24 protein-coding genes and 1 pseudogene are annotated in these 22,936 nt (G+C 70.1%); 10 read left to right on the forward strand and 15 right to left on the reverse strand.

Annotation, left to right across the window (positions count from 1 at the left end):
• Positions 1-39: 39 nt before the first annotated feature.
• Entirely contained in the window at positions 40-354 is a 315-nt protein-coding gene (locus ATK36_RS14935; RefSeq protein ID WP_387000564.1) for an antitoxin, read from the forward strand.
• Positions 355-535: 181 nt separating this feature from the next.
• Here the strand turns inward: ATK36_RS14935 and ATK36_RS14940 are convergent, their stop codons facing one another.
• On the reverse strand, positions 536-2,497 hold the full coding sequence (locus ATK36_RS14940) for an FUSC family protein (RefSeq protein ID WP_098512013.1): 1,962 nt from the start codon (positions 2,495-2,497) through the stop codon (positions 536-538).
• A 176-nt stretch (positions 2,498-2,673) separates the two neighbouring features.
• Here ATK36_RS14940 and ATK36_RS14945 point away from each other — a divergent pair.
• Positions 2,674-3,108: pseudogene (locus tag ATK36_RS14945) on the forward strand (SRPBCC family protein); the annotation flags it as partial.
• Positions 3,109-3,217: 109 nt separating this feature from the next.
• The gene (locus ATK36_RS14950) at positions 3,218-3,943 is read left to right on the forward strand and encodes a polysaccharide deacetylase family protein (RefSeq protein ID WP_245914747.1); all 726 of its coding nucleotides are present in this window, start codon (positions 3,218-3,220) and stop codon (positions 3,941-3,943) included.
• A 77-nt stretch (positions 3,944-4,020) separates the two neighbouring features.
• Here the strand turns inward: ATK36_RS14950 and ATK36_RS14955 are convergent, their stop codons facing one another.
• The 5 genes from ATK36_RS14955 to ATK36_RS14975 form a co-directional block, all read right to left on the reverse strand.
• Positions 4,021-6,609, reverse strand: coding sequence for a CHAT domain-containing protein (locus ATK36_RS14955; protein ID WP_098512014.1), 2,589 nt, complete (start codon positions 6,607-6,609; stop codon positions 4,021-4,023).
• 41 nt (positions 6,610-6,650) lie between these two features.
• Positions 6,651-7,133, reverse strand: coding sequence for a hypothetical protein (locus tag ATK36_RS14960; RefSeq protein ID WP_098512016.1), 483 nt, complete (start codon positions 7,131-7,133; stop codon positions 6,651-6,653).
• Entirely contained in the window at positions 7,130-7,735 is a 606-nt protein-coding gene (locus ATK36_RS14965; RefSeq protein WP_098512017.1) for an RNA polymerase sigma factor, read from the reverse strand. The genes ATK36_RS14960 and ATK36_RS14965 overlap by 4 nt, the downstream gene beginning before the upstream one ends.
• Positions 7,736-8,838: 1,103 nt before the next feature.
• A complete protein-coding gene (locus ATK36_RS32235; protein WP_170069743.1) occupies positions 8,839-9,009 on the reverse strand; it encodes a hypothetical protein in 171 nt (56 codons plus the stop codon).
• Positions 9,010-10,738: 1,729 nt separating this feature from the next.
• Positions 10,739-11,218 (reverse strand): GbsR/MarR family transcriptional regulator, encoded by a 480-nt coding sequence (locus tag ATK36_RS14975; RefSeq protein ID WP_098512019.1) that lies wholly within the window; start codon positions 11,216-11,218, stop codon positions 10,739-10,741.
• Between the two features lie 93 nt (positions 11,219-11,311).
• On the opposite strand from ATK36_RS14975, the gene ATK36_RS14980 reads away from it, so the two are divergent.
• Both ATK36_RS14980 and ATK36_RS14985 read left to right on the forward strand, forming a co-directional pair.
• Positions 11,312-12,211, forward strand: a complete 900-nt coding sequence (locus tag ATK36_RS14980) for an ABC transporter ATP-binding protein (protein WP_098512020.1) — start codon at positions 11,312-11,314, stop codon at positions 12,209-12,211.
• A complete protein-coding gene (locus tag ATK36_RS14985; protein ID WP_098512022.1) occupies positions 12,208-13,794 on the forward strand; it encodes an ABC transporter permease in 1,587 nt (528 codons plus the stop codon). Before ATK36_RS14980 ends, ATK36_RS14985 begins: the two co-directional genes overlap by 4 nt.
• A 4-nt stretch (positions 13,795-13,798) precedes the next feature.
• On the opposite strand, the gene ATK36_RS31485 is transcribed toward ATK36_RS14985, so the two are convergent.
• The 7 genes from ATK36_RS31485 to ATK36_RS15020 all read right to left on the reverse strand — a co-directional run bounded on the left by ATK36_RS31485 (position 13,799) and on the right by ATK36_RS15020 (position 17,515).
• The gene (locus ATK36_RS31485; RefSeq protein WP_141544442.1) at positions 13,799-14,122 is read right to left on the reverse strand and encodes a hypothetical protein; all 324 of its coding nucleotides are present in this window, start codon (positions 14,120-14,122) and stop codon (positions 13,799-13,801) included.
• Between the two features lie 143 nt (positions 14,123-14,265).
• Positions 14,266-14,808: a TetR/AcrR family transcriptional regulator gene (locus ATK36_RS14995; protein WP_098512023.1), complete on the reverse strand. Its 543-nt coding sequence runs from the start codon at positions 14,806-14,808 to the stop codon at positions 14,266-14,268.
• Positions 14,809-14,912: 104 nt separating this feature from the next.
• Entirely contained in the window at positions 14,913-15,335 is a 423-nt protein-coding gene (locus tag ATK36_RS15000; protein ID WP_098512025.1) for a cytotoxic translational repressor of toxin-antitoxin stability system, read from the reverse strand.
• Positions 15,332-15,742, reverse strand: coding sequence for a type II toxin-antitoxin system HicB family antitoxin (locus ATK36_RS15005; RefSeq protein ID WP_098512026.1), 411 nt, complete (start codon positions 15,740-15,742; stop codon positions 15,332-15,334). The genes ATK36_RS15000 and ATK36_RS15005 overlap by 4 nt, the downstream gene beginning before the upstream one ends.
• A gap of 47 nt (positions 15,743-15,789) precedes the next feature.
• Positions 15,790-16,575, reverse strand: a complete 786-nt coding sequence (locus tag ATK36_RS15010; protein ID WP_098512028.1) for a metal-dependent hydrolase — start codon at positions 16,573-16,575, stop codon at positions 15,790-15,792.
• Between the two features lie 60 nt (positions 16,576-16,635).
• On the reverse strand, positions 16,636-16,989 hold the full coding sequence (locus tag ATK36_RS15015) for an STAS domain-containing protein (protein WP_098512029.1): 354 nt from the start codon (positions 16,987-16,989) through the stop codon (positions 16,636-16,638).
• A gap of 217 nt (positions 16,990-17,206) precedes the next feature.
• Complete coding sequence (locus tag ATK36_RS15020) at positions 17,207-17,515, reverse strand: WhiB family transcriptional regulator (RefSeq protein WP_098512031.1); 309 nt, start codon at positions 17,513-17,515, stop codon at positions 17,207-17,209.
• Between the two features lie 152 nt (positions 17,516-17,667).
• Here ATK36_RS15020 and ATK36_RS15025 point away from each other — a divergent pair, with 152 nt between their 5' ends.
• From ATK36_RS15025 to ATK36_RS15040, 4 genes are all read left to right on the forward strand, one after another.
• A complete protein-coding gene (locus tag ATK36_RS15025) occupies positions 17,668-18,084 on the forward strand; it encodes an ATP-binding protein (RefSeq protein ID WP_098512032.1) in 417 nt (138 codons plus the stop codon).
• Positions 18,081-18,854 carry a SigB/SigF/SigG family RNA polymerase sigma factor gene (locus ATK36_RS15030; protein WP_098512034.1) on the forward strand — a complete coding sequence of 258 codons (774 nt, stop codon included), beginning with the start codon at positions 18,081-18,083 and terminating at the stop codon, positions 18,852-18,854. The genes ATK36_RS15025 and ATK36_RS15030 overlap by 4 nt, the downstream gene beginning before the upstream one ends.
• A gap of 68 nt (positions 18,855-18,922) precedes the next feature.
• Positions 18,923-19,342: an ATP-binding protein gene (locus tag ATK36_RS15035; RefSeq protein ID WP_098512035.1), complete on the forward strand. Its 420-nt coding sequence runs from the start codon at positions 18,923-18,925 to the stop codon at positions 19,340-19,342.
• Between the two features lie 32 nt (positions 19,343-19,374).
• A complete protein-coding gene (locus ATK36_RS15040) occupies positions 19,375-20,352 on the forward strand; it encodes an aldo/keto reductase (RefSeq protein WP_098512037.1) in 978 nt (325 codons plus the stop codon).
• A 3-nt stretch (positions 20,353-20,355) separates the two neighbouring features.
• Here the strand turns inward: ATK36_RS15040 and ATK36_RS15045 are convergent, their stop codons facing one another.
• Together ATK36_RS15045 and ATK36_RS15050 are read right to left on the reverse strand one after the other, a co-directional pair.
• Positions 20,356-21,003 carry an alpha/beta fold hydrolase gene (locus tag ATK36_RS15045; protein WP_098512038.1) on the reverse strand — a complete coding sequence of 216 codons (648 nt, stop codon included), beginning with the start codon at positions 21,001-21,003 and terminating at the stop codon, positions 20,356-20,358.
• A gap of 11 nt (positions 21,004-21,014) precedes the next feature.
• Positions 21,015-21,608 (reverse strand): HNH endonuclease family protein, encoded by a 594-nt coding sequence (locus ATK36_RS15050; RefSeq protein WP_245915370.1) that lies wholly within the window; start codon positions 21,606-21,608, stop codon positions 21,015-21,017.
• Between the two features lie 243 nt (positions 21,609-21,851).
• Between ATK36_RS15050 and ATK36_RS15055 the strand changes: the two genes are divergently transcribed.
• Positions 21,852-22,886 carry a tetratricopeptide repeat protein gene (locus tag ATK36_RS15055; RefSeq protein WP_098512040.1) on the forward strand — a complete coding sequence of 345 codons (1,035 nt, stop codon included), beginning with the start codon at positions 21,852-21,854 and terminating at the stop codon, positions 22,884-22,886.
• Positions 22,887-22,936 lie beyond the last annotated feature (50 nt).

Raw genomic sequence — 22,936 nt, forward strand, 5'->3', positions numbered from 1 at the left:
CGGAGGACTTTACTTGCCCGGACCGCCCGGTGTGTGACGATGAAAGCCTCACTGTCGGCCGACAACGGGAGGCCCGGGATGGGCATCAACTTCGACGAACTCAAGGAAAAGGCGACCGGCGCGCTGCGTGACAACAGCGAGAAGATCGAACACGGCCTCGACAAGGCGGCCCAGTTCGCCAAGTCGAAGGTCAGCGGCCACGACTCGCAGATCGACGGCGGGGTCGAGAAAGCCAAGGGCTTCCTCGGCAAGATGGGCGGCAAGCACGAGACCGGCGAACACAAGGGCGGCGAGCCGGACAGCGGCGAGCAGCCCGGCGAAGGCCCCACCCAACCTGGCCCGCCCCCGCAGTGACCAGCCTCGGGCTGTGAAGGGACCCTGCACAGCCGCTGAACCCAGGGTGTCGGCAAAGTCGGTGTGAGGGGCCCTGCACAGCCTGCGGAGGTCTGTGAAGGTCTGTGAAGGGGCCCTTCACAGACTCTGAGTCCGTGAAGGGCCCCTTCACAGACCCGGGACAGATCCGGCGCCGTGCCGCTCAGGTTCGGCGGTGGTAGGGCAGGAACCGCCGCATCAGCCGTAATGGCGATTGCTCCACCAGATCCGGCCCGCGCACCGCGTCGAAGGTCGAGCCGAGCTGGTCGACTACCCCGGCCAAGCGCGGGTTGTCCGGCATCGGCATCGAGTCCGGGTCACGCTGTTCGCGCACGGCGGCGGCCAGTTCCGCGAGGGCGTCGGTGACCAGCCCGATGTCCGCCGGGGAGGGAGCCGGGGTGCCCCGGCCGATCGTCACGCCCACTTCGGTCACCGCGTCCGTCACGCGTTCCAGCCCGGCGATCACCGGCCACCAAGCGACGGCCTGCCTGCCGGCCTGTGAAGGCTCCACGATTACCTGCTGAAACGCCGTACGCAGGTCAGCGAGCGCACGGTAGGCCGCGCGCCGCGCGCGCGAACGTGCCAGCCGCGCCTCGCTCGTCGAGGTGCGCACCATGGCCGTGCGCACGTACGTGGCGACGGTGTCGAAGCTGTCCGCGAGCCGCCCACCGACCTGTGGGCGCCGCGAGCCCGGCCAGAGCAGGTAGCCGACCAGCAGCACGATCACACAGCCGGTCACCGTGTCCACAAGCCGGGCCAGCACCTCCGGCCAGCTGCCCGTCCGCGCGAGGTCCATCTGCAGAATGATCAGCGGCGTCACGAAGGTGCCGAGCATGCCGTAGTTCCGCACCTTGCCCACCGCGGCACCACCGGCGAACGCCGCAATCAACACCACCAGCAGCCAGCCGTGCGCCCCGATCGCGAGCACCACGGCGCCGATCCCGACGCCGGCGACGGTGCCGAGCCCGCGAAGCACCGCGCGGCCGAACACCGAGCCGAAGTCCGGCTTCAGCACCACGCCGACGGTAAGCGTGATCCAGTACGAGCGTTCAAACGGCACCATCAGCGCCACAACTTCGGCCACGGCGACGCACAGCGTGAGCCGCAGAGCGGCCACCCAGGTCAACGGCCCCGAGATGAGCGAGCCGGCCCACTCGCGTACGCGCTGCAGCGGCGAAGCCGGTGTACGCCGCTGCCGGTCGTCGCCTTTCTCTATCCGCTTCAACCCGGCGTAGAGCGCCGCCACCAACGCGTCGACGTCCTTCTCCGGCTGCTCGGGCGGTGTCGGCAACGGCTGTGCAGCAAGTACCGCCGCAGCAACGCCGGTGAGATAGTCGATCGCCTCGTCCGGCGGCCGCTGTCCGGCGTTGACCATCGCGACGCTCGCTTCGACGGCCGGAGTCGCCGCAGAGAGCCGGCTGAGTAGCCGCCGGTACGTCGCGTCGCGGCCGGAAAGCCACGAGCGCGCGATGAGCAGCCGGTCGTAGGCGGTGCTCATCGCGGTGGTGAGCTGATGCCGGGCCACCCGCGACGTCGGTTCGTCGGTGGCCGAGAGCATCGCCGCGAGTTCGATGTACACCTGCGCCACCGCAGTACGTTCCTGGCTCGTCGCCCGGACCGTCCACGTCGAGAGCGCGACGAGCAGTGCCCACGCCGCGCCCGCGCAGAAGTACCCGAACAGCACGCCGATCGGCAGCCCGGTGGTGTGCTGGGCGGTGCCGAGCACGCAGAACACGAACATCTGCAGCGCCGCTATCGAAGCGTTGCTCCCGGCCGCGCTGATCAACGCCGAGATCGCCGCGACGGCGACGATCGACGGGATCGACCACGCCGGCATCCCGCCGGTGAGCAGGCCGACGAAATACCCAGCGGCGGCCGCGGCCGTCGAACCACCCAGCCTGCGGGCGCGATAGCGGTAGGTTCCCGCCGCCTCGGACAGCACCGCCGGCAGCGCCCCGGTGGACATCAACGCGCCGACCGCGATGTCGCCGAGCGCGTACGCAACAGCCAGCGGGGCGGCCAGAGAAAGCGCCGCACGCACGACCATGTTCCACGGAACGGGCACCGGTTTCGTACGCAGCAGCTGCACCAGCCAGTGGGGCGCGGCGAAGTCGGGGCGGCTCACGCCCCTATCTTGACCTACCGGCGGCCCGCTGGATTGCTAATCCGACCAAGTAGGCCGACCCTACCCGGCACGTAACCGTTGCTACGAAGCCATTAGGCCGTGACTGTGGTCGGATTAGCAATGATCGGCACAGTAATGACCAATTCGTCGACAACGTTTCCTTCGGGAGGACGCCGATGCCCGGTCGCGGGTACTCGTTCGAGGTCAACCGCGTGAGCACGGCGCCGCCCGAGGTGCTGTTCCGGCTGGAGACCGATGGTTCACTCTGGTCGAGCTGGGCCGGGCCGATGATCCCGCGCTCGCGTTGGGCCGAGTACGGCGACAACGGCGGGGTGGGCGCGGTACGCGATCTCGGCGTCCTGCCGGGCATGGTGCGCGAGCGGACGCTGGAGTATGAACCGGACCGGCGGCACGTCTACACCCTCGACAGCCCCAGCCCGATGCGCGACTACCGCGCGGAGGTGTTCTTCACGCCGAACTCGCGCGGCGGCACCGATCTGCGCTGGACCGGAGCGTTCACCGAACGCGTACCGGGTAGCGGACGGATCGTTCGGCCACTGCTGCACGGGATTATTCGGACACTTTCCGCACGACTGGTCAAAGCCGCCGAACACCAGGCCCGACCTGCGGCGTCCTCCATCACATCAGCCAACCGGGTGACATCTCGCGCGTCACCCGAACGTGTCTCGACTATGCGACAGGACCAAGCGGCGGCTGGCAGTGGCGACCGCGATCGCCGGGGTGTTCGCGCTGACGGCGTGCTCGACCCCGGAACCGGACAATCCGGCGCCGCCCTCGGCGAACCCGGCCGCGCCGCCCACGCCCTACCCATTCGGCACGGTGCAGGCCAAGGCACCCGCGGTCAACGACGGCAAGGTCCCCTTGATCCGCAAGATCGACACGGACAAGCCGTACGTGTTCATCACCATGGACGACGGGGCGGTCAAGGACCCGTCCGCGTTGGAGGAGATCAAGAAGTCCGGCGGGCATCCGGTGCTGTTCCTCAACCAGGTCTACGTCAAGGGGCACGAGAAGTACTTCAAGGACATCCTGGCCCAGACCGGCGCCGTGCTCGGCGATCACACGGTCAACCACCCGAACCTCAAGGGCAAACCGCTGGAGTTCCAGAAGAAGGAGATCTGCGAAGACGCGGACGACTTCCAGCGTGAGCTCGGCGTGCGCCCGACGCTGTTCCGGCCGCCGTTCGGGGTCTACGACCAGACCACCCTCCAGGCCGCCGCCGAGTGCGGCATGCGGGCCGCGATCCACTGGACCGCCTCGGTGAACGACGGCGTGGTCCAGTTCCAGGTGGGCAACAAGCTCCGTCCCGGCGACATCGTGCTGATGCACTTCCGCAAAACGTTCAAGGAAGACTACGAAGCCTTCCTGGCCAGGGCGAAACAGGACGGCCTGACCCCGGTCCCGCTGACGGATTTCCTCGGCTGAGCAGCACCCCGCGAAGCTGTGAAGGGGCCCTTCACAGACTCTGAGTCCGTGAAGGGCCCCTTCACGGACTTCAAGGCTCAGCCCGCGCCGAGGCAGACGAAGGGGCGCCGCAGTGGGTCCACCGCGACCGCGTCCGCCAGCGCCTGCGCGGGTGAGGTACCGGCGGCCAGCCTGCGATGCAGCTCGGCCATGGTGTCCGCCGCCGCCCGGTCGCCGACCCTCGCCACCGCGCCGATCACCGTGCGCGAACCACTGGCCAGCAGGGTTCCGGCAAAGCCGAGAGCCTCTTCGCCCGGCCTGATGTGGCTCATCGCCAATTCACACGCAGCCAGCACGACCCGCTCCGGCGGATGGGCGAGCCGAGTGGTCTCGTGCGCGAACAGCGGTCCGTCGACCAGTTCGACCCGGGAGAACAAGGCATTCGCCGGCTCATGTGCGCCGTGTGCGACCAGATGCGCCAGCCTTGCCCCTTCGAGCGCGGACAGCACCGATTCGCTCGTCGCGTCTTCGCCTTCGATCAGCCGCGCGTCCGGATAGACCGAACGCAGCTTGCTCACCTCGCCGACCGCGCCCGGCACGCCCGGCCCACCGGTCAGCAGCACCGTGCCCTGCGTGCCCGGACGCTGTGCGGTGATCCACGCCGTGGCCGAAGGTGCGAACGACACCGGATGGCCACGCAGCGAAGGCAAAGCGCCCCACGGCATCGCGTACAACTGTCCAATCGGGACGATCACGATCTCACGGTCGTCGAGCGTTTTCACCAGAGGCGCGGAGATCAGCCGGTCGAGCTTGTCCGCCCGGCGGCGCGCGGACGCGGAAACCGTCTCCGCCAGCATCGACGGCAGGTGGTCCGGCGCGAGCGCATCGAGGTCGGCGTGCAGCTGGCGGGCGAGTTCCACGATGTCGTCCAGCGGCCCGAGCTTCAGCAGCCGGAAGGTGCCCCGATCGACGACGAGCGAGTACAGCATCCCGTTGTAGGGCACCAGGCTCACCAGCACCCGGTCGCCGAGCGCGGCGACCACCTCATCCGGCGTGGCCACCGGCCGCGGGCGGCCCCACTGGCTCGTGTACCAGCCGAGCCGGGTCGCCTCCCGCTGCAGCGAGTCGTAGTGCTGTTCCAGTGCCCGTACCGATTCCCCCTCCAGCCGGGCTCGCTGGATGGTGCGCTGCACGTGCCGCATCTCGGCGATGTGCTTGGCCAGCACGGGATCCTCGATCACCGGCAGCGGTTCGTAGCGGTAGACCTGCGCGCGGGTGCGTTCCAGCCAGGCGAACATCCGGCGGGCGCCGGCCGCGTTGCGCCGCGCGCGCCGCAGTACCAGCCGCATCGCCAGCCTGCCCAGCTCCGCGCCGTGCACCGCGGTGCCGCACAACAGGTCCAGTCCACCCATCCGGTCGCGGATCATGCCCAGCTCCCGCAGCCCGGCGCGGGCCTGCGCGAGTGCGGACCGCGGCCGGCCCTCGGCCACCGCCAGCTCGGCCCGGCAGAGCCGGAACAGCATCCGGTGGTCGATCGGCGTCGTCGCCCGCGGCCGCGGCGCGCCGGCGAGCACCCGCGTGGCCTCCTCGGTTTCCCCGCGCCGCAACAACAGTCGCACGGCGAGCAGCCGGGCCGCCGCGACCTCGTCACGCAGCCCGAGCCCGGCCAGCCGCTCGGCCTGCGCGACCAGCGCCGCGGGCAGCCGCGCGGTACCACGATTGTCCGAAGTGGACAGAATCCGGTGCACGTCGGCCCGCAGCCGGGCCAGCCCCGCGATCTCCGCCCAGGTGCGGTTGCCGCGGCGCAGGAACCGGCGCCGGGCCTCGGAAGCGCAGCTGCGGGCGAGGTCGAAATCGCCTTCCAGCAACGCCGCCGCGGCCCGCGCCACCTGCGCTTCCGCGATGTGCTGCCCGGAACCGTTGGCGCGCAACTGCGGCAACGCCTCGTCCAGGTGCCGGGCGGCCTCGTCGGCGAGCCCGGCGGCGAGCAGCGTGCGTGCCTGGTCATAGCGGATCAGCGGCAGCGAGCCCGGGGATTCCACGACGAGAATCCGGGCCGCCTGCTCGTAGTTCGCCAGCGCCTGCGGGATGTCACCGGTGAGCTGGGCATGCGTGCCGAGGTTCTGCCGGATCTTGCCCTCCAGCCGGGCGTGCCCGTATCGCTGGGCCAGTTCGAGGGCACGCAGCAGATCGGCCTGCGCGGCATCCGGGTGATTCAGCGCCATGTGCACGAGGGCCCGGTTGTTCAGGGTACGGACCAGGATGAGGCCGCGGTCGTCGAACTCGATCTCGATGCCCGGCATAGCCTTGTCGAACGCCGCCAGCGACTCGGTGTTGCGGCCGCCACGCATCAGCACCACCGCACGCTGCAGGCTGAGCGTCAGCTCCAGCTCCCGGTTCCCCGGCAGCCGGGCGAGGACCCGTTCGGCGGTTTCCAGGTAGCCGAGACCGGCCTCGGTGGAGCTGATCTCGGCGACCGCCGCACCGAGGCTGGTCAAGACCCGGACCTGCAGCACGGCGTGCGCGGGCCCGGGTTCGGCCACCCGCTGGAGCCGGGTGAGCGCCTGCCGGAACAACCGCGCCGCCGCGCCGGGCCGCTGGTCGAACGCGGCGGCCCGGCCCTGCGTGTAGAAGTCGGTCGCCGCCTCGGTCAGATCAAGTACGGGCGGCACGGACACGCCCTCCATGGGACCACACCCCTGCCGCCGTACGTAACGCCCGTCCAGGTTCAGAGCACGACGGTCGGAGTCACCACCGTACGGCGATGTTCCCCGGAGCCGAGGTGCACGAGGATCTGCGTGGTCCCGCCGGGCACGTTGGCCAGCACGAACCGGCCGCCTTCGTCGGTGTGCGCGGAGTAGATGCCGTGGTCGGCCACCCGGACCTCCACCTCGTACTCTCCCGCGGGCGCGATCCAGCCGTCGATCCGGTGGATGCGCCCGACCTTGGCGAGGTTGATCATCACGGTGAGGTCGCTGACCGTGAAGGTGATCGTCCCGGTGGCGGTACTGCGCACGCCGGCCAGCTCGTTGGACCGTTCCCAGCGGGCGACCTCGACGTCGAGGTTCTCCAGCTCAAGCGCGAACTGGACCCGCTGCACCAGATCGTCCGGTGGTGGGTCCAGTTCGTCGAGGTAGCGGTCGAGGTCGCCCAGCAAGGTCTCGTCATCGGGCACTGCGCTGCCGCCACCCGGCCTGCCGATGTCGTTCACCGGCCACCTCCTTCTCCAGCGAGGAGATCGCGCATCGAATCGAGGCAACGACCTCTGGTCGGTCCGACGCTGCCTCTCGGCATGCCCATCGCCTCGGCGACCGCCTGGTACTCGGCCCGCCCGGCAAGCACAGTCAACCGGAGCAGCTCCTGACACCTCGCGGGCAACCGGAGGAATGCCCGCCACACCCGCCGGTCCCGGTCGGCCCGGACGGCCTCGTCCTCGGGTGCGGGGTGACTGCTCTGGAGCGAGGCCGCGACGTCGTCGCTCAGCGGCAACGGCTGCGTCCGCCGCCCGAACGGCCGGGTGGCCTCCCGGCGCGTGGTCGTGATCAGCCAGGCGGCCAGCGCCCGCGGATCGCGGAGTTTGTCCAGCTGGGTGAACAGCGCCAGCCACACGGTCTGCACCACATCCTCGGCGACCTGGCGGTCCAGCCCGTTCGCGCGCGCGACGTGCCAGACGAGGGGGGTCAGCTCGTCCACGAGCTTCGCCATACCTCGCCGGTCACCGCCCCGCGCCGCCTCCATACAGGCGGCGTGCAGATCGGCGCCGGTCAAGCCTTCCCATGGCGGGTCTACCTCTGTGGTACGCACGTCGGTCACCGTAGCTGCCTCGCTCCGAAGGTGGGATGTCCTGAGCAACAGTGTCGTGGGTCTGGTCAAGCACATAAATGTCATGAGATCTCGCGGGGAGGTCGTAGGTAGTAAGGCCCTTGCTTCTCAAGTGCACCGAGAGCCCCGCGGGATACCTCGATCCGGAGTTTTTCCCGGATTTTTTGTGCGGGGGCTTCGTGGTGCTCCGGCGCTGGTCAGAGCCGGCGCCCCCGGGGTTCGGGACCCTCGGGTTCACCAGTTCGAACGTGCTGGCCGGCACGGGCGCGGGCCAGACCGGTACGCGCCCGCTCAGTCGCAAACCATACGAGCGCGGACTGGTGCAGGCACACGCCGGTGCCGGCCATGCGGCCACGGGCCTGCGCAGACGCGAGCCGCTGGCGCGACTCGCGATGACACGACACGTGCCGGAACCTGGACAACGACGGCTCTCGAGTAGGCCTGTCCAGGCCCGGCCCTGAACGGCGACGACCGGACCAAGGTCGATCGCCGCCGCCCCAGGTACCCCAAGTGGGTATAGCCCCCCAGCCATACCCGGTCCCACCCGACGCCCCATAGCCAGTCCGGGCCGCCCCCAGCCATACCGGGTCCTGTCCCGACAGAACCCAGCGACACCGAACCCAGCGATACCGGGTCCCGGCCAGCAGCCCCAGCCACTCCAGGCCCGCCCGACAGCCCCAGCCACACCGGGTCCCCCAGCCGGGCGGACACCCTGGCCCACCCGGCGCGCGGCTCACCGCGAGCCCCCAGCTCACGGCCTGCTCCCGGCGACCAGCCGGGCCCCGGCGACGCGATCCAGCCCCCTACCTCTGGATGGTGCCGAACGGGGCACCGGCCGATGGGTCACGCCGGGCCGCTGAACCACACCACGCACGAGCCAGGCGGCTCGCGCGCCTCGGCAACCGGACCGTGTGCCCGGACTGCCGATCGTCGGAGTACGCCGGCCGGTACGAGCGGCTGCCCGCACCGACCGATGTTCCCCTCCCCCATCGGGACCTGCTCCCCTTGCAGGCCCGCCGGACGGTTTCCTCCCCGAAACCGCCCGGCCACGGCATCCGGCAGCCCCCTCGGCTACCGGGCACCGCTCGTCGAGCTCAGTTGGCCGCGACCGGGTCGTCGTACGGCTCGTGGTTGTCGGGGTGGACTTCGCGTCCTTGCACGAACGGTGGTTCGTCCGGAGTAGAAGCCGGGTTCGGGGCCGGGACCGGGGTTTCGGGAACGGCCGGGACCTTCGGGTCGGTTTTCTCCTGCTCTTCGATCGACATGTGGTACCTCCCTTGCTCCATCAGGTCGCCCTATATGACGCAACAAGAGTGCACTGGGATACACAGAGCGCAGAACTTTTTTGGTCATTTTCAAATCCGCTGGCCAAATGGACAGCCAGCTTCCCCCAAATGCCGACGGAAAGTAACGACCTGTGAGCCCTCCGCAAGCACCGCGGCCCATTCCCGATACCCGGCCGGACCCGGATGCAAGAGCCCCGCCGGGAACAAAATAGGCGTCACCCTGGGTAATCGAGTCAGCTCGCGCGCCGCCCGGTCGAGCGCGTTCGAGCGACCACCCAGCACGTCCCGCAACGACCTCGGCAACCCGGGGAACCTGCCCACCGGCGCGGCCCCCGCCGGCACCACCGGAACCCCACCGATCCGCCGCCACGCGTCCACGACGATGCCGAGCAGATCCCGGCGGAATCGCGCGGCCGAACACAGTGCCAAGGTGTCGTTCACGCCCAGCACGACGACGCGGCAGATCGGCAGGCCGCGGCCGGGGAACCAGCTCGCGCCGCACCTCCCGCGCGGTCGCCCCGCTCCGGCCGACCGCCTGCCATCGCACTTCCCGCCCGCCCTCGGCGAGCGCGTCCGCGAGCTGCCCGGTGAGCGCCTCGGCGTGGGTGGCCGCACCGACCCCGTCCACGGTGGATTCGCCGAGAACCGCGATTCGCAAGGGAACGCCCACGCCGGCGGTGTCCTCGGCGGGCCCCACGGCGCCGGGCAACCACGGGGTCGCCCGGCGAAGCCGGACCGCCCGCACCGCGAGGACCGGCGCCAGCAGGAGGAGGAAAAACAGCCGGAGAAGTGCCATGGGACCGACACTAACCACCAGCACCGACAGAATCGGCGCACCGCACGGAGTTGTCCACAGGCCCGCGCAGTTGTGGACAACTGAAGCTCCGCAGCACCCGGGCGGCGACTCCGGCGAAGCCTCCCGCCATCACCTGTCCGAACCCCGCCGATGGGGCCAATCTCAGACAAAAGGCCTGATGAGGGCCGATTTTGAGGTGGTCCCCGACAGGCGATGTCACGGCACGTGTGTCACCAGCTGCAGACACCGCAGGCCTCACCAGCCGCAACGGCACTCGGTGCCGGAGCCTGTGGACAAGAGCCCGCTCCACCAGCCCGGACAACCAGGTCGGGCACCCCTCCAGCACGACAGGTGCGTCAGCGAGCCGACCGGCACCGGGTGTCAACGGGACCGGGGCAGCGAACCTCCGGAGGACCGAAGTGTCGGCAACGGAGGACAGCGTCCATCCGCGAATGCCGCGCCGACCTCGGAGCGACCGATGTCAGCACCCCGCATCTGTCACCGTCCGTGAACACTGGCCGGCATTGAGATCAGCAACAGGCACGCATTGATCGATAATGCGCCCCAGCCCGGGTTCAACGGCTGCAGGTAGGAACCGACAAGAATCCCACGCCGAGCGCGAGAAGCAAACCGATAAAGCCCCACCCGGATCAGCAACGACGGATACGGCCGCGGCAGGCACCAAATACGACACCTTCGCCAGGGAACCAAGATGAACATGGTTGTCAATAACAGCGACAACCGGTTCATCTCGAATGCAAGCGAACGACCGCGGGCTGCACCGAATACCCACGACGCCCGCCGCACAGGCAGATCTGCCACCAGCCGAGAACACGAGCCTCGGCAACCCCCACCACGGCACTCACCAAGAGCCCGGCAGCGAACCTGCAACCGGATCAAGCCACGGCGGCCCTAGGACGGACGGCTCTCCCGATGCTCAAGCCAACGCTTGAAGAGATCATCGACCTCTTTCAGCACGAAGGCCAGGAAGTCGCGCATATCAGCGACCCGTTTCCCCGCCGGGGAGTCCGCGCCGAGCGCTTCGATGCCTTCCTCGGTCGCTTCGTGCCACAGCGTCAGCATGCGGTCGCGCTTGAGGAACGTGGCGTACCAGAGGTCGTCGTACAGGCGATAGTGGTCGCGGCGCTCGCCGGGCTCGCGGGCCTTCGTCACCATGCCGACCTGTTCCAGATACCGGACCGCGCCGGAGATCGCGGCCGGGCTCACGGCCAGCTGCTCGGCCAGCTCACCCGCGGTCAGCTGGGCCTCGTCGGTCGTCATGAGCGCCGCGAACACCCGCGCGGCCATCCGTTGCATGCCGACCTGGGTCAGGACCAGTGCGAGGCTTTCAACGTAGCGGCGGACGGCCTCGTCGTCGCGTTCGGTCGTCATCAGCCCATCCTTTCCTACCCCCGACCGAAGTCCACTCTATCAAGACATTTTCTTAACTTCACAACTTTGTGAAGCGAGCGTACCTTCCTGACCATGGGAAACGTCATTTCGGTCACCGGCCTGCGCAAGGCGTTCGGCCGGGTGCAGGCCCTCGATGGCCTCGATCTTCAGGTTCCGGCCGGGGAAGTCCACGGGTTCCTCGGCCCGAACGGCGCCGGCAAGTCGACCACCGTCCGGGTCCTGCTCGGGCTGCTGCGGGCCGACGCCGGCGAGGTCCGCCTGCTCGGCGGCGATCCGTGGCGGGACGCGGCGAGCCTGCACCACCGCCTGGCCTACGTGCCCGGCGACGTCACCCTGTGGCCCACCCTGTCCGGCGGCGAGGTGATCGACCTGCTCGGCAGGCTCCGCGGCGGGCTGGACCAGCGCCGGCGTGCGGACCTGATCGAACGGTTCGACCTCGACCCCCGGAAGAAGGGCCGCACCTATTCCAAGGGCAACCGGCAGAAGGTCGCCATCGTGGCCGCCCTCGCGTCCACTGTGGACCTGCTGCTGCTCGACGAGCCCACCTCCGGCCTCGATCCGCTGATGGAGGCCACCTTCCAGGAGGTCATCCAGGAGGAACGCGCACAGGGCCGCACGGTGCTGCTGTCCAGCCACATCCTCGCCGAGGTCGAGGCGCTGTGCGACAAGGTGAGCATCATCCGCAACGGCCGCACGGTCGAATCGGGCACGCTCGCGCAGCTACGCCACCTCACCCGTACCTCGATCACCGCGGAGCTGGCCGGGCCGCCGAACGGGCTCGCCGGCCTCGCCGATGTGCACGACCTGCGGGTGACCGGCAACCGCGTCCGCTTCGACGTGGAAACCCGTGCCCTGGACAAGGCGCTGGACCAGCTGACCCGGATCGGCGTGCGCAGCCTGGAAAGCCGTCCCCCGACGCTGGAGGAACTCTTCCTGCGGCACTACTCCGACGAACTCGGCGCGGCGAAATGAACGGCACCGGCACGCTGCTGCGGCTGGCGCTCCGCCGCGACCGGCTGGTGCTGGCGATCTGGATCGTGCTGCTCAGCATCGTCCCGGCCGCCACCGCCGGCAGCTACGACCAGTTCTACCCGACCGCGGCGAGCCGGGCCGGACTCGCGGCCGGTGCTGTCGCGAACCCGTCGTTCGCCCTGCTCTACGGGCCCGCGTTCGACCTGACCACGGCGGGCGGGTTCATCGCCTGGCGGATGGGCGGGCTCCTGGCCCTGCTGACCGGCCTGATGGCGGTCTTCACGCTCACCCGGCACACCCGTGCCGAGGAGGATTCCGGACGGGCCGAACTGCTGGCGTCCGCGGTGGTCGGCCGGTACGCGCTGCTCACCTCCGCGGTCCTCGTGACCGGCGGGGCGAGCGTGCTGATCGGCTTGCTCCAGGCAGGCACCATGATCGCGGCGAAACTACCCGTCGCGGGTTCGTTCGCGCTGGGCGCGAGCACCGCGCTGAGCGGCCTGGTCTTCACCGCCGTGGCCGCAGTCGCGGTCCAGCTCGCCGAGTATTCCCGCACTGCCAACGGAATCGGCACCGCGGCCGTCGGTATCGCATTCCTGTTGCGCGGTGCCGGCGACTCGGCCACCAACGCGCATTGGCTGTCGTGGCTCTCACCGCTCGGCTGGGCACAACAGGTCCGCCCGTTCGCCGGGGAACGCTGGTGGGTGCTCGCTCTGCCGCTGGCGGCAGCGCTCGTGCTCGGCGCCGTGGGCTACGCCTTGCTGCCACGCCGGGACGTCGGCGTCGGGCTGGTCCCGCCCCGGCTCGGCCGTCCCGAGGCCGCCGATTCGCTGCGTTCGCCGTTCGCACTCGCCTGGCGGCTGCAACGGGGACCGCTGTTCGGCTGGCTGGTCGGTCTCGCGGTCGGCGGAGCCCTGTTCGGCTCCATCGCGAGCGGGATTTCCGGGCTGGTCGGCGGAACCGAGCAGACCAGGCAGATCTTCGCACGGCTCGGGGGCACGAACGGGCTCGTCGACGCCTTCCTCGCCACGATGGTGAGCCTGTTCGCGATGCTCGCCTCGCTCTACGGCGTGCAGGCGATCCTGCGGATGCGGGCCGAGGAAACGTCCATGCGGCTCGAACCCCTGCTCGCCACCCGGGTCGGCAGGCTGCGCTGGGCGGCGAGCCATCTGGTCTTCGCCTTCCTCGGCACGGCGTTGCTGGTCCTGGTCGGCGGGTTGCTGCTGGGTGTCGCGAACGGCCTGCGCTCCGGGGACGTCGCCCGCTCGGTCGGCGATCTGATCACCGGCGTGCTGGTGCAGGTGCCGGCGGCCTGGGTGGTGGTCGCGGTGTCCGCGCTGCTGTTCGGGCTGCTCCCGCGGGCGGCCGGCGCGGCCTGGGGCGTGGCGGCGCTGGCGCTGCTGATCAGCCTGTTCGGCCCGGTCGTGAACGCTCCGCAGGCCGTGCTGGACGTGTCGCCGTTCCAGCATCCGCCGAAGCTGCCCGGTCAGGTGTTCACCGGGCTGCCGCTGATTCTGCTGCTGGCGGTGGCCGTGCTCGCGCTCGGTGCGGGCATGGCCGGGTGGCGCCGCCGGGACGTCGGCTGACGGGTCAGCGCGCGTCCTGACGGAAACCGGTCGGGCACAACGACGTCGGCGACGCGGGCGGCGGCGTCGTGGTGTCCGGGACGGTCACCGTGGTGGTGCGGGTCTCGGCCGGGGGCTGGCTGGTGACGGTGATCGGCGGCGGCGCCTGGGCTGTCGTGGTCACCGTGACCGGCTTCGCCGGAGGGGACGTGGTGCTCGGCAGGAACGGCACCGATGTGACCCGGGGACCGTTCCCGGCCACCAGCACGGCCGCGAGCAGCAGCCCGGCGGCCAATCCGGCCAGCCCGGTAATCATCACGAATCCCCAGGTGGGAGCCGTATTCGACATCCCAGCACCTCCTCGCGCACCGCGGTTCGGTTACGAGGACCAGGTCGAATCGATCATAAGCTTCGTGACCGAACGTGCAACTTGAGTCCTGCAGAATCAAGTCAGGGCACAGTGCCCGCCTGAGCTGCGCGGACTGCTCGTGGCTAAGGCCGCAAGCCGTCCAGCACGACGCGCACCAGGTGCGGCCTGCCCGGCGCGTGCCGCTCGACCGCGAGCGCACCGACCATCAGCGCACGCAGGTCGTCACAGTTGATATCGGTGCGTACGAGGCCTGCTTTTTGCGCGCGCTCGAACAGAGTGCCGAAGTTCTTCCGGAACTGATCACCGGCCTCGCCCTCGTACGCGGGGCCGCTTGTCTCACCGAGCGCTTCGCAGATGGCGCGGTTACGCGACGCCTGCTCGATCACGCGCAAGAAGTAGCCGAAGAAGACTTCGCCGGGCGCTTCGGAGTCGATCAGCTCCTGCGCTTCGTTCGCGTACTGCTCCAGCCGCTCCACGACGACCGCTCGAAAGAGCGCTTCCTTACTGGGAAAATGGCGATACACGGTGCCTGCTCCGACACCGGCCAGCCGGGCGATGTCGTCGAGCGGCACGGCGACCCCGTCGACGGCGAACGCTTCTTCGGCGGCCGCCAGGACGCGAGCCCGATTCCGGCGCGCGTCCGCACGCAACACTCGCTCGGACATCGGCGACTTCCTTCCTGCACCAGCAAAACACCCCACTCCGCAGCAGCCGGAGCGGGTGCACCCTTCCCCTTCATACTCACCCGAGAGCACCATCCGGGGACCGTTCAGGGCGCGGACCAGATCTCCGTCAGCCGGTGAATCGCGTCTACTTTGGACAGACCGCGCACCTCGAGCTCGGATACGCCGTTGGCCAGCAGCTGGCTGACCACCGCCGCCGGGATCGCGGCCTCGTCCGGCACCACCGCGCCGCGAGCCGGACGGGCCTTGTGCCGGACACAGGCCCAGAAGACGGGCTCGGTCACCTCCAGCTGGTCGCGCAGCACGTGCGACCAGAGACTCTTCCCGTAGACCTGGCGATTCGGCGGATGCGAGATCCGGGTACGCAGGATGCGGCCGTCCGGCAAGGGCAGCTCGTAGGTGCAGTGATGACCGGTCCGGCGGCGGGCGTTGCGGACTTCCGTCCACTCCTCGATCAGGCAGAACGCCTGGTGGTCCTTGCGGGTGGGCTCGGGGAATCTGCCGCTCACGCCTGGAGCCAGTCCTTCAGCTGCGCGTCGGTGGACAGGTCGATGATCTGCACCAGACCCCAGTTGTCCCGGTGGTTGGGCGCATGCCGGAGGTGATCGGCCCAGTCCGCGGCGTACTCGCGCAGCGCGATGACCGTCTCGTCGAGCGCTTCGTCGAAGGTGGCGCCGTCCGCGGCGATCGGCAGCCCGGGCAGCAGCACGCTCCAGCCGTCGGCCTCCGCGACCGCCTGCGCCTTCGAGGGCCGCATCGCGGTCAGGAAGTAACGCAGCCGCTCGGCATCGACCATCACGGCACGCAGCTGCTCCCGCTGCACCGTCTTCGGAATACCTGCCTCCGCGGCGTCGAGCAGATCCTTGAAGTGCGTCCGCGCCTCCGCCATCGTCCCGTAATGCGCGTCAACCGGCATTGCTGCTCCCTTCCGGGTTCCCAATGTACATCATGTACATGTCGGTGTCACTGTGTTGCCGTCTGCGCCGGGGACGGGGCGAACAGGTGGCCTGCCGTGTCCAGCAGCCAGTCCCACACGCCGGGCGCCAGCAGCACTCCCAGCACCACGAACAGCGGGAAGACCAGCCGGGTCTCCACCTTCTTGCCGGTGCGCAGCCGCAGTGGCTTGGGCGGGCGGATCTCGTACCAGGTCTCGCCCGCGATGGGCAGGGGGAACAGGAACGGGCAGCCGGACTCGGTGAGCGAGTCGCCGAGGCAGTGCACGAAGCAGCCCGCGGCCACCGCCACGCCCAGCCAGCCCGAGATGTCCGCCAGCTGGGCCACCCGGTCGTCCGGTGCGGTGAAGTACCACCAGACGACCGCGCCGCCGTAGATCAGCAGGAGCCAGTCGCCGAGGGCGGCGACGGCGAGTAGCAGTCCCAGCAGCAGCACCGCGAGCACCGCCCACGGGCCGCCCGCCGAACAGCCCGCGGAGGTGGCCGCGCCGAGTACGGCGGCGAAGAGCACGGTGTGCGACAGGTGCCGGTGCGTACCGGTCACCTTCTCGTCGCGAGGGCCTTTGGTCAGCGCGTAAACCGCCGCCGAAAGCCGGCGCAGCAGCCAGGACAGTGCGCCGGTCACCCTGCCCAGCAGCCGGGACGCGCTGGCCCCGGGGTGATCGAGGTCGGGCAGCAGGGCGAACCCGGCCGTGGTGGCCGCGAAGACCACCGCCTGGTGCACTGCCCCGGCACCGGCCGCGGGCGCCAATGCGAGCCCCGCGCACCAGCCGGTCAGGGCGTGCGTGCGCCCCATCATCGTGGTCGTCCCCCAGGTCGCGTGCGGATTTTCGCCGGGCGCGACCGTACCGGGGGATCAGGGCCGCGGGTCCTCCGACACGCTCAGGTGCTCGGCCACGCCGGTGAGCTCGATCACCCGGCTCACCGCGGGGCTGGGCACCACCGCGAGCTCGACGTCCTGCTCACCGGCCTGACGCTGGGCGTGCAGCACCACGTTCAGCGCCGAGGAGTCGAAGAAGGTCACCCCGGTCAGGTCGGCCACCACGCGGCGGGAGTTCTCGTCCGCGATCAGCCCGGCGAGCGCTTCCTGCAGCTGCGGGCTGGTGAGCAGGTCGAGCTCACCGGTGACCACCACCCTCGGCTCGGCGGCCGCGGTGTCCAGCGTGATGCCGAATCCGGGCGGGGTGGCGTTCTGGTCGGCTGCGGGCATGCAGTTTCTCCTCGTCAGGCGCTGCTCCTGCGCCGGAGCGCCTGTGGTCTCGAGCGGCAACCGTGTCACGGCTGCAAAGGCATCCGGAAACCCAACCCTAACCCAGTGGGTGACTGCCACTGCGAAGGCACGGCCTCCCGCCGGTCGTCCACACCGGGGCACCCCGCACACGACGAACCCCGCGTACGGCTTCGTACGCGGGGAAAGCCGCCGGTACTCAGGCGGAGATCGCCTTGCGCTTGGCCGCCCGGCGCGCTCGCATGAACAGCTCACGCCGTTCGATCTCGCCGAGGCCGCCCCAGATGCCGTACGGCTCCTCCACCGCCATCGCGTGCCGGCGGCATTGCGCCAGCACCGGGCAGGTCTGACAGATCGCCTTGGCCCGCGACTCACGGCGCTCGCGGGCCGAGCCGCGTTCGTTGTCGGTGTGGAAGAACAGGCTGCTGTCCGCGCCGCGGCAGCTCCCGCGCAGCTGCCACTCCCATTCTTCGGCGACCACATTGGGCAACCGGCTCACGTCAGCCATCTCGTCCCCACCTTCCCCTGGATCGGGCACTCCGTTCGCTACATGCCCGCCGGTCGCAGCGATCAAACGCGGGTTTGGTTTGCTCACACCCCGGGCATCTGCAGACCGGGCACCACAGCACACGGCGCGGCCCGCCGGAGAGAGGACAGTACGTGGAGGAGAACGCCCCGCTCGAGCGCGCGGACGCCCAGCTCATCGAGGTGCGGACGGCGGCGATCCCGCACGTGGTGCCGACGCTGCGCACGATCGTGGCCGACATCGCCATGCGGCAGGATTTCGACCTGGACGCGGTCGAGGATCTCCGGATGGCCGTGGACGAGGCCTGCTCCATGCTGCTGCCCGCCGCCGCGGACGGGAAACTCACCTGCGTCTTCTCCTGGATCGAGGGACGAGTCGAGGTCACCGTGTCGGTGACCACCGACGAACCCGACCACGGCGAGGACACCGGGCTGTCCTGGCAGCTGCTCACCGCGCTGGCCACCTCGGCCCGGCGCACGGTGACCCCGGCGGGTGAGCGATATCTGTCCCGGGTGCAGCTGGTCCGGGAGAGCGAGACGGCCCGCTCGTGACCGACTCCGCCGGCGGCGAGCCCACCGACGTGGCGGCCCTGTTCCATGAGCTGAGCACCCTGCCCGCCGCGGCCACGCGCCGCGAGGAGATCCGCGACCAGCTGGTCCGCGGGCACCTCGAACTCGCCCGCAACCTGGCGCGCAAATTCCGCAACCGGGACGAGGCGATGGAAGATCTGGTGCAGATCGCCACGGTCGGCCTGATCCACGCGGTGGACCGGTACGACCCGGGCCAGGGCAGTGACTTCCTCGCCTTCGCGGTGCCCACGATCTCCGGCGAGCTGCGCCACCACTTCCGGGACAACAGCTGGTCGGTCCGCGTGCCGCGGCGGCTCAAGGAGCTGAACGCGACGATCTCGGCGGCGCGCGAGGAGCTCACCGTCCGGCTGTCGCGCGCACCCCGGCCGAGCGAGATCGCCCAGCACCTCGACGTGCCGGTCGAGGATGTCTACGAAGGACTGCGGGCCGGTCAGGGCCGTTACGGCGCTTCGCTGGACAACCTGCTGGAGAACTCCGCGCACACCCGGTTCGGCGCACCGGACGCGAACCTCGGGCAGGCGGAGCTGCGCGAGGCGCTGCGGCCGATGCTGGACAGCCTGCCCGAGCGGGAGCGGAAGATCGTCGCGCTGCGGTTCGGCTCCGGGATGAGCCAGTCGGACATCGCGCGCCGCGTCGGGGTCTCCCAGATGCAGGTGTCCCGGTTGCTGGCCGCGACCTTGGCGAAGCTGCGTACCGGGCTGTCCGAGACCGACCTCACCGAGGGCACTTGATTCGGCCGGGTCGCGGTTGGGTAAACACCACAGAGCAAGTGACCGAAGAGGCTTGGGAGGTGGATGCCATGACGACGTCGCAGATGCCGGCGAGGCGCGCCACGGCACCGGCGCCGGATCCGCTGCGGGTGGTCCTCCCGGCCGACGTCACCGCTCCCGCGGTCGCCCGGCGGCGCATCCAGGCCGCGCTGGCCTCGATCGACTTGCCCGGGACCCTGCGGGACGACGTGCTGCTGGCGACCTCCGAACTGGTCACCAACGCCGTCGAGCACGGCGAACGGCCGGAGCGGCTGGAGCTGATGCTGACCACCGAGGAACTGGTGGTATCGGTGTTCGACCGGGGGGCGAAGATCCCGGAGCTGCAGGCACCCGCTTCCCCGGCTGCTGCGCGCAGCCGAGGGCTGCAGCTGGTGCACGCGCTGTCCATACGGTGGGGCTACAACCCGGCCGAAGGCGGCAAGTGCGTCTGGGCCGCCTTCGCGCTCTGACGCGGTCTGCGGCGGTTTTAGGATCGGGCGCCATGGAGACTCGCGAGGTCGCCCGCCTGGGCCGCACAGTGTCGGCCGTCGGGCTCGGCTGCTGGCAGCTCGGTGCCGACTGGGGCACCGTGGACGAAGCCGACGCGATGGGTGTGTTGCACGCGGCCGCCGACGAAGGCGTGACGTTCTTCGACACCGCTGACGTTTACGGCGACGGGCGAAGCGAGACGCTAGTCGGCCGGTTCTGTAAGGAGCGCGAAGACATCTTCGTGGCGACAAAGATGGGCCGCCGGGCTGCGCAGGTGCCAGAGAACTACGTCGCAGCCAACTTCGCCGAGTGGAACGACCGCTCCCGGAGAAACCTCGGTATGGACACCTTGGACCTCGTCCAGCTGCACTGCCCGCCGACGCCGGTGTACGCGTCCGACGCGGTGTACGACGCTCTCGACGGCCTCGTCGCGCAGAGCCGGATCAATGCGTACGGAGTGAGCGTCGAAACCTGCGAAGAAGCCCTTACTGCGCTTCGCAGGCCGAATGTGGCCTCGGTGCAGATCATCCTCAACTGCCTGCGGCTCAAGCCGCTGGAGCAAGTCCTGCCCGCAGCGGCCGAAGCCGGCGTCGGGGTCATCGTGCGTGTGCCGCTCGCTTCGGGGCTGCTGGCCGGCCGGTACGCAAAGGACACCACCTTCGGCAGCGACGATCACCGCAGCTTCAACAGGCACGGCGAAGCGTTCGACGTCGGCGAGACTTTCGCCGGCGTGCCGTTCGAAGTCGGGTTGGAAGCCGTGGAGCGGCTACGCGATCTCGTGCCCGAAGGACAGACGCTCGCCCAGTTCGCACTGCGTTGGATCCTCGATCAGGAAGGCGTCAGCGTGGCAATCCCGGGCGCGCGCAACGCTAATCAGGCACGCGCGAACGCCGTCGCAGGCAGGCTGCCGTCGCTGTCTGCTGAAGCTGTCACCGGCGTACGCGACACGTACGACGAGCTGATCCGGCCGCTCGTGCACAGCAACTGGTGACCGCTACCCCTGCGACAGGTAGCTGACCAACCGCTCCGCCACCTCGTTCGGGCGGCTCAGCAGCGCGACGTGCGATCCGTCCAGCTCGTCGGCGACGATCCCCAACCGTTCGCGCGCAACGCGACGCTGCAGGTCGGCGGAGAAGAATCGGTCGTCTCGAAACACCAGCGCACGCGTAGGGACGTCAGGCAGTGCAGCGCCCGGCCACGGCTCGGCGTACTCGGCGCTCGCCTGCTCCCTGCCGCGTCGAGCGCCCTCCTCGACCAGCTCGGCAGGTACGTCGTGCTGGAACTGCTCCACCGGCGAGAGTCCTTCCGGCGAGGAGAATCCGACGTTGCCCCACCAGTCGCGCGGTGGCTCGCCCGGCGCGGGGACCATGCCGGCCACGAAAACCAGCAGCCGCGCTCCGATCCGCTCGGCGACCAGCGGCGCGGTGAACCCGCCGTAGGAATGCCCGACGACCACGACGTCCTGCGCGGCGCCGAGCGCGGCGACGACGGTGTCCGTGAAATCGCGCAGGGTCGCTTGCCGATCTTCGATGGGCAGGTCCGGGGTCACGGCCTCGTGCCCCAGCTCGCGCAGCCGCGCGGCCACGAGGTGCCAGTCCCACCCGCTCCCGCCGCCGCCATGGATCAGTGCGAAAGTCGCCATGGCACCCGAGGTTAGCTCGGGCACCGCCGCAGCATGTCCGACAGCGCGGACTTCTCGCCGGTGGTGACGGTCAGCCCGTAGTAGTGCTTCACCGTGATCCAGTCCGTCGCATAGGTGCACCAGAACGACACCAGCGGCGGCTTCCACTCGTCGGGCGCCTTGTCGCTCTTCTGCCGGTTCACGCGGCCGGTCACGGCGAACAGCTGCGGGCGCGTCAGATCGTTGGCGAACTGCTCGCGCTTGTCCTGCGGCCATTCCCGGGCACCGCTCGCCCATGCCTGGCCGAGCGGAACCATGTGGTCGATGTCCAGGTCACCCGCCTTAGTCCAGGTCTCCCCGTCGTAGAGGCTGTGCCAGGTGCCCGCGGTCGGGTTGCAGTCCTTGCCCGCCTTGACGTCCTCGCCGTCGCGCTGGAGCACCGTCTCGCGGGTGTCGCAGTTGTGCCCCTGGCTGTCCCAGTGCGGAAACTTCGCCCGCGAGTAGCCGCTCATCGAGGTGCGCTCGGCGACTTTCAGCTCGGACAGCTGTTTCCCGGCGTCGCCGGACGGCGCGGGCTCGGCGTCCACCTGCCGGTTCGAGTACCACCAGAAGCCGCCGGCGGCGATGAGGAGAACGACGACGAGCGGCACGATCCGCCGGGCGGAGATGGTCCTGGACACAACGCGGCAGTATGCCGCCGCCGTGGCCGCCACCCCGCCGGACACGCGGCCGTCTCGGACGTGGCCTCGGCCACCATCTGTTGCCGGTCAACGAAAAGCCTCGGCACGGAGGAGATCGGCAACGGCTGTCACGCCAGCGCGTCCAGCTGCGATTACGTGGTGGGGGCCCGGCCGAAGGGAGGGTGGCCGATGACCGGTCGGCTGCGGAAGTGGCACGCGCGTATCGACGGCTACCTACGGCGGAAGGCGGCCGAAGGGGGCAACGTGGTGGCCATGGCCAGGGTCGCCGCCGCGCTCCGGGAACGCGGGGACATCGCCGGGGCCGAGGACTGGTATCGACGGGCGGCCACGGGCGGCAACCCGGTCGCGATGACCGCGCTGGCCCGGCTGCTGGCCGGACGCGGCGCCGGTGACGAGGCTGCGCGCTGGTACCGGGAGGCGGCGCAGGCCGGTGATCCACAAGGGATGCTCGAACTGGGACGGACCTGCGAACGCCAGGGCCGGATCGCGGACGCCGAGCGCTGGTTCCGCGACGCTGCCGTGGGCGGCGCGCCGGGAGCGGCCGGGGCGCTCGGCCATCTGCTCGTCGAGCTCGGCCGCGGCAGCGAGGCGGAACGCTGGTGCCGGAGCGCGGCGCGGGACGGCGGCCCGGTCGCGATGCTCGACCTCGGCATGGTGCTGGCCGAACGCGACGAACACGCCGAGGCGCAGATGTGGTGGCGCGCCGCGCTGGATTCCGGCGAACTCGCCGCGACCTGCCTGCTCGGCAGACAGGCGGAGCGTGGCGGCCGGATTCGCGACGCCGAATCGTGGTACCGCCGCGGCGCCGAGGCCGGGTACGTCGAAGCGAAGGTCCGGCTGGGTCTCTTGCTGCACCGCCGTGGTCAGCTCGACTCGGCGGAAGCCTGGTACCTGGAGGCCGCCGAAGCGGGCGACCCGGCGGCGATGACCAACCTCGGCGTACTCGCCCGCGGCCGCGACGACGACGGCGAGGCCGCCGCGTGGTACCGCAAGGCCGCCGAGCACGGCAGTGTCCCGGCGCTCACGAACCTCGGCCATCTCGCCGAGGCCCGCGAAGACTTCGCGCGCGCCGAACACTACTTCCGGCTGGCCGCGGAAACCGGTGACCAGCAAGGAATGTTGAGTCTCGCCCGGATGCTGCAGGCCCGCGGGGTGGTCGCGGAGGCACAGGACTGGCGCCAGCGCGCGGAGGACCCCGGCTGAGCTCGATTTCGGGGTCTTCCCCCGGGGCACAGCGGGTTTCCCGGATGTCC

The organism is Amycolatopsis sulphurea (assembly GCF_002564045.1).
Classification (GTDB): domain Bacteria; phylum Actinomycetota; class Actinomycetes; order Mycobacteriales; family Pseudonocardiaceae; genus Amycolatopsis; species Amycolatopsis sulphurea.

What these genes read in the sequence shown, in the direction of transcription:
- ATK36_RS14955 (WP_098512014.1), bottom strand. Translation starts at nt 6,609, where the DNA reads ATGGAGGGCGTGTCCGTGCCGCCCGTACTTGATCTGACCGAGGCGGCG.
- ATK36_RS15055 (WP_098512040.1), top strand. Translation starts at nt 21,852, where the DNA reads ATGACCGGTCGGCTGCGGAAGTGGCACGCGCGTATCGACGGCTACCTA.
- ATK36_RS15020 (WP_098512031.1), bottom strand. Translation starts at nt 17,515, where the DNA reads ATGGCTGACGTGAGCCGGTTGCCCAATGTGGTCGCCGAAGAATGGGAG.
- ATK36_RS14995 (WP_098512023.1), bottom strand. Translation starts at nt 14,808, where the DNA reads ATGTCCGAGCGAGTGTTGCGTGCGGACGCGCGCCGGAATCGGGCTCGC.
- ATK36_RS15045 (WP_098512038.1), bottom strand. Translation starts at nt 21,003, where the DNA reads ATGGCGACTTTCGCACTGATCCATGGCGGCGGCGGGAGCGGGTGGGAC.
- ATK36_RS31485 (WP_141544442.1), bottom strand. Translation starts at nt 14,122, where the DNA reads ATGTCGAATACGGCTCCCACCTGGGGATTCGTGATGATTACCGGGCTG.
- ATK36_RS15040 (WP_098512037.1), top strand. Translation starts at nt 19,375, where the DNA reads ATGGAGACTCGCGAGGTCGCCCGCCTGGGCCGCACAGTGTCGGCCGTC.
- ATK36_RS15005 (WP_098512026.1), bottom strand. Translation starts at nt 15,742, where the DNA reads ATGCCGGTTGACGCGCATTACGGGACGATGGCGGAGGCGCGGACGCAC.
- ATK36_RS14985 (WP_098512022.1), top strand. Translation starts at nt 12,208, where the DNA reads ATGAACGGCACCGGCACGCTGCTGCGGCTGGCGCTCCGCCGCGACCGG.
- ATK36_RS32235 (WP_170069743.1), bottom strand. Translation starts at nt 9,009, where the DNA reads ATGTCGATCGAAGAGCAGGAGAAAACCGACCCGAAGGTCCCGGCCGTT.
- ATK36_RS14980 (WP_098512020.1), top strand. Translation starts at nt 11,312, where the DNA reads ATGGGAAACGTCATTTCGGTCACCGGCCTGCGCAAGGCGTTCGGCCGG.
- ATK36_RS14935 (WP_387000564.1), top strand. Translation starts at nt 40, where the DNA reads ATGAAAGCCTCACTGTCGGCCGACAACGGGAGGCCCGGGATGGGCATC.
- ATK36_RS15015 (WP_098512029.1), bottom strand. Translation starts at nt 16,989, where the DNA reads ATGCCCGCAGCCGACCAGAACGCCACCCCGCCCGGATTCGGCATCACG.
- ATK36_RS14975 (WP_098512019.1), bottom strand. Translation starts at nt 11,218, where the DNA reads ATGACGACCGAACGCGACGACGAGGCCGTCCGCCGCTACGTTGAAAGC.
- ATK36_RS15035 (WP_098512035.1), top strand. Translation starts at nt 18,923, where the DNA reads ATGACGACGTCGCAGATGCCGGCGAGGCGCGCCACGGCACCGGCGCCG.
- ATK36_RS15010 (WP_098512028.1), bottom strand. Translation starts at nt 16,575, where the DNA reads ATGGGGCGCACGCACGCCCTGACCGGCTGGTGCGCGGGGCTCGCATTG.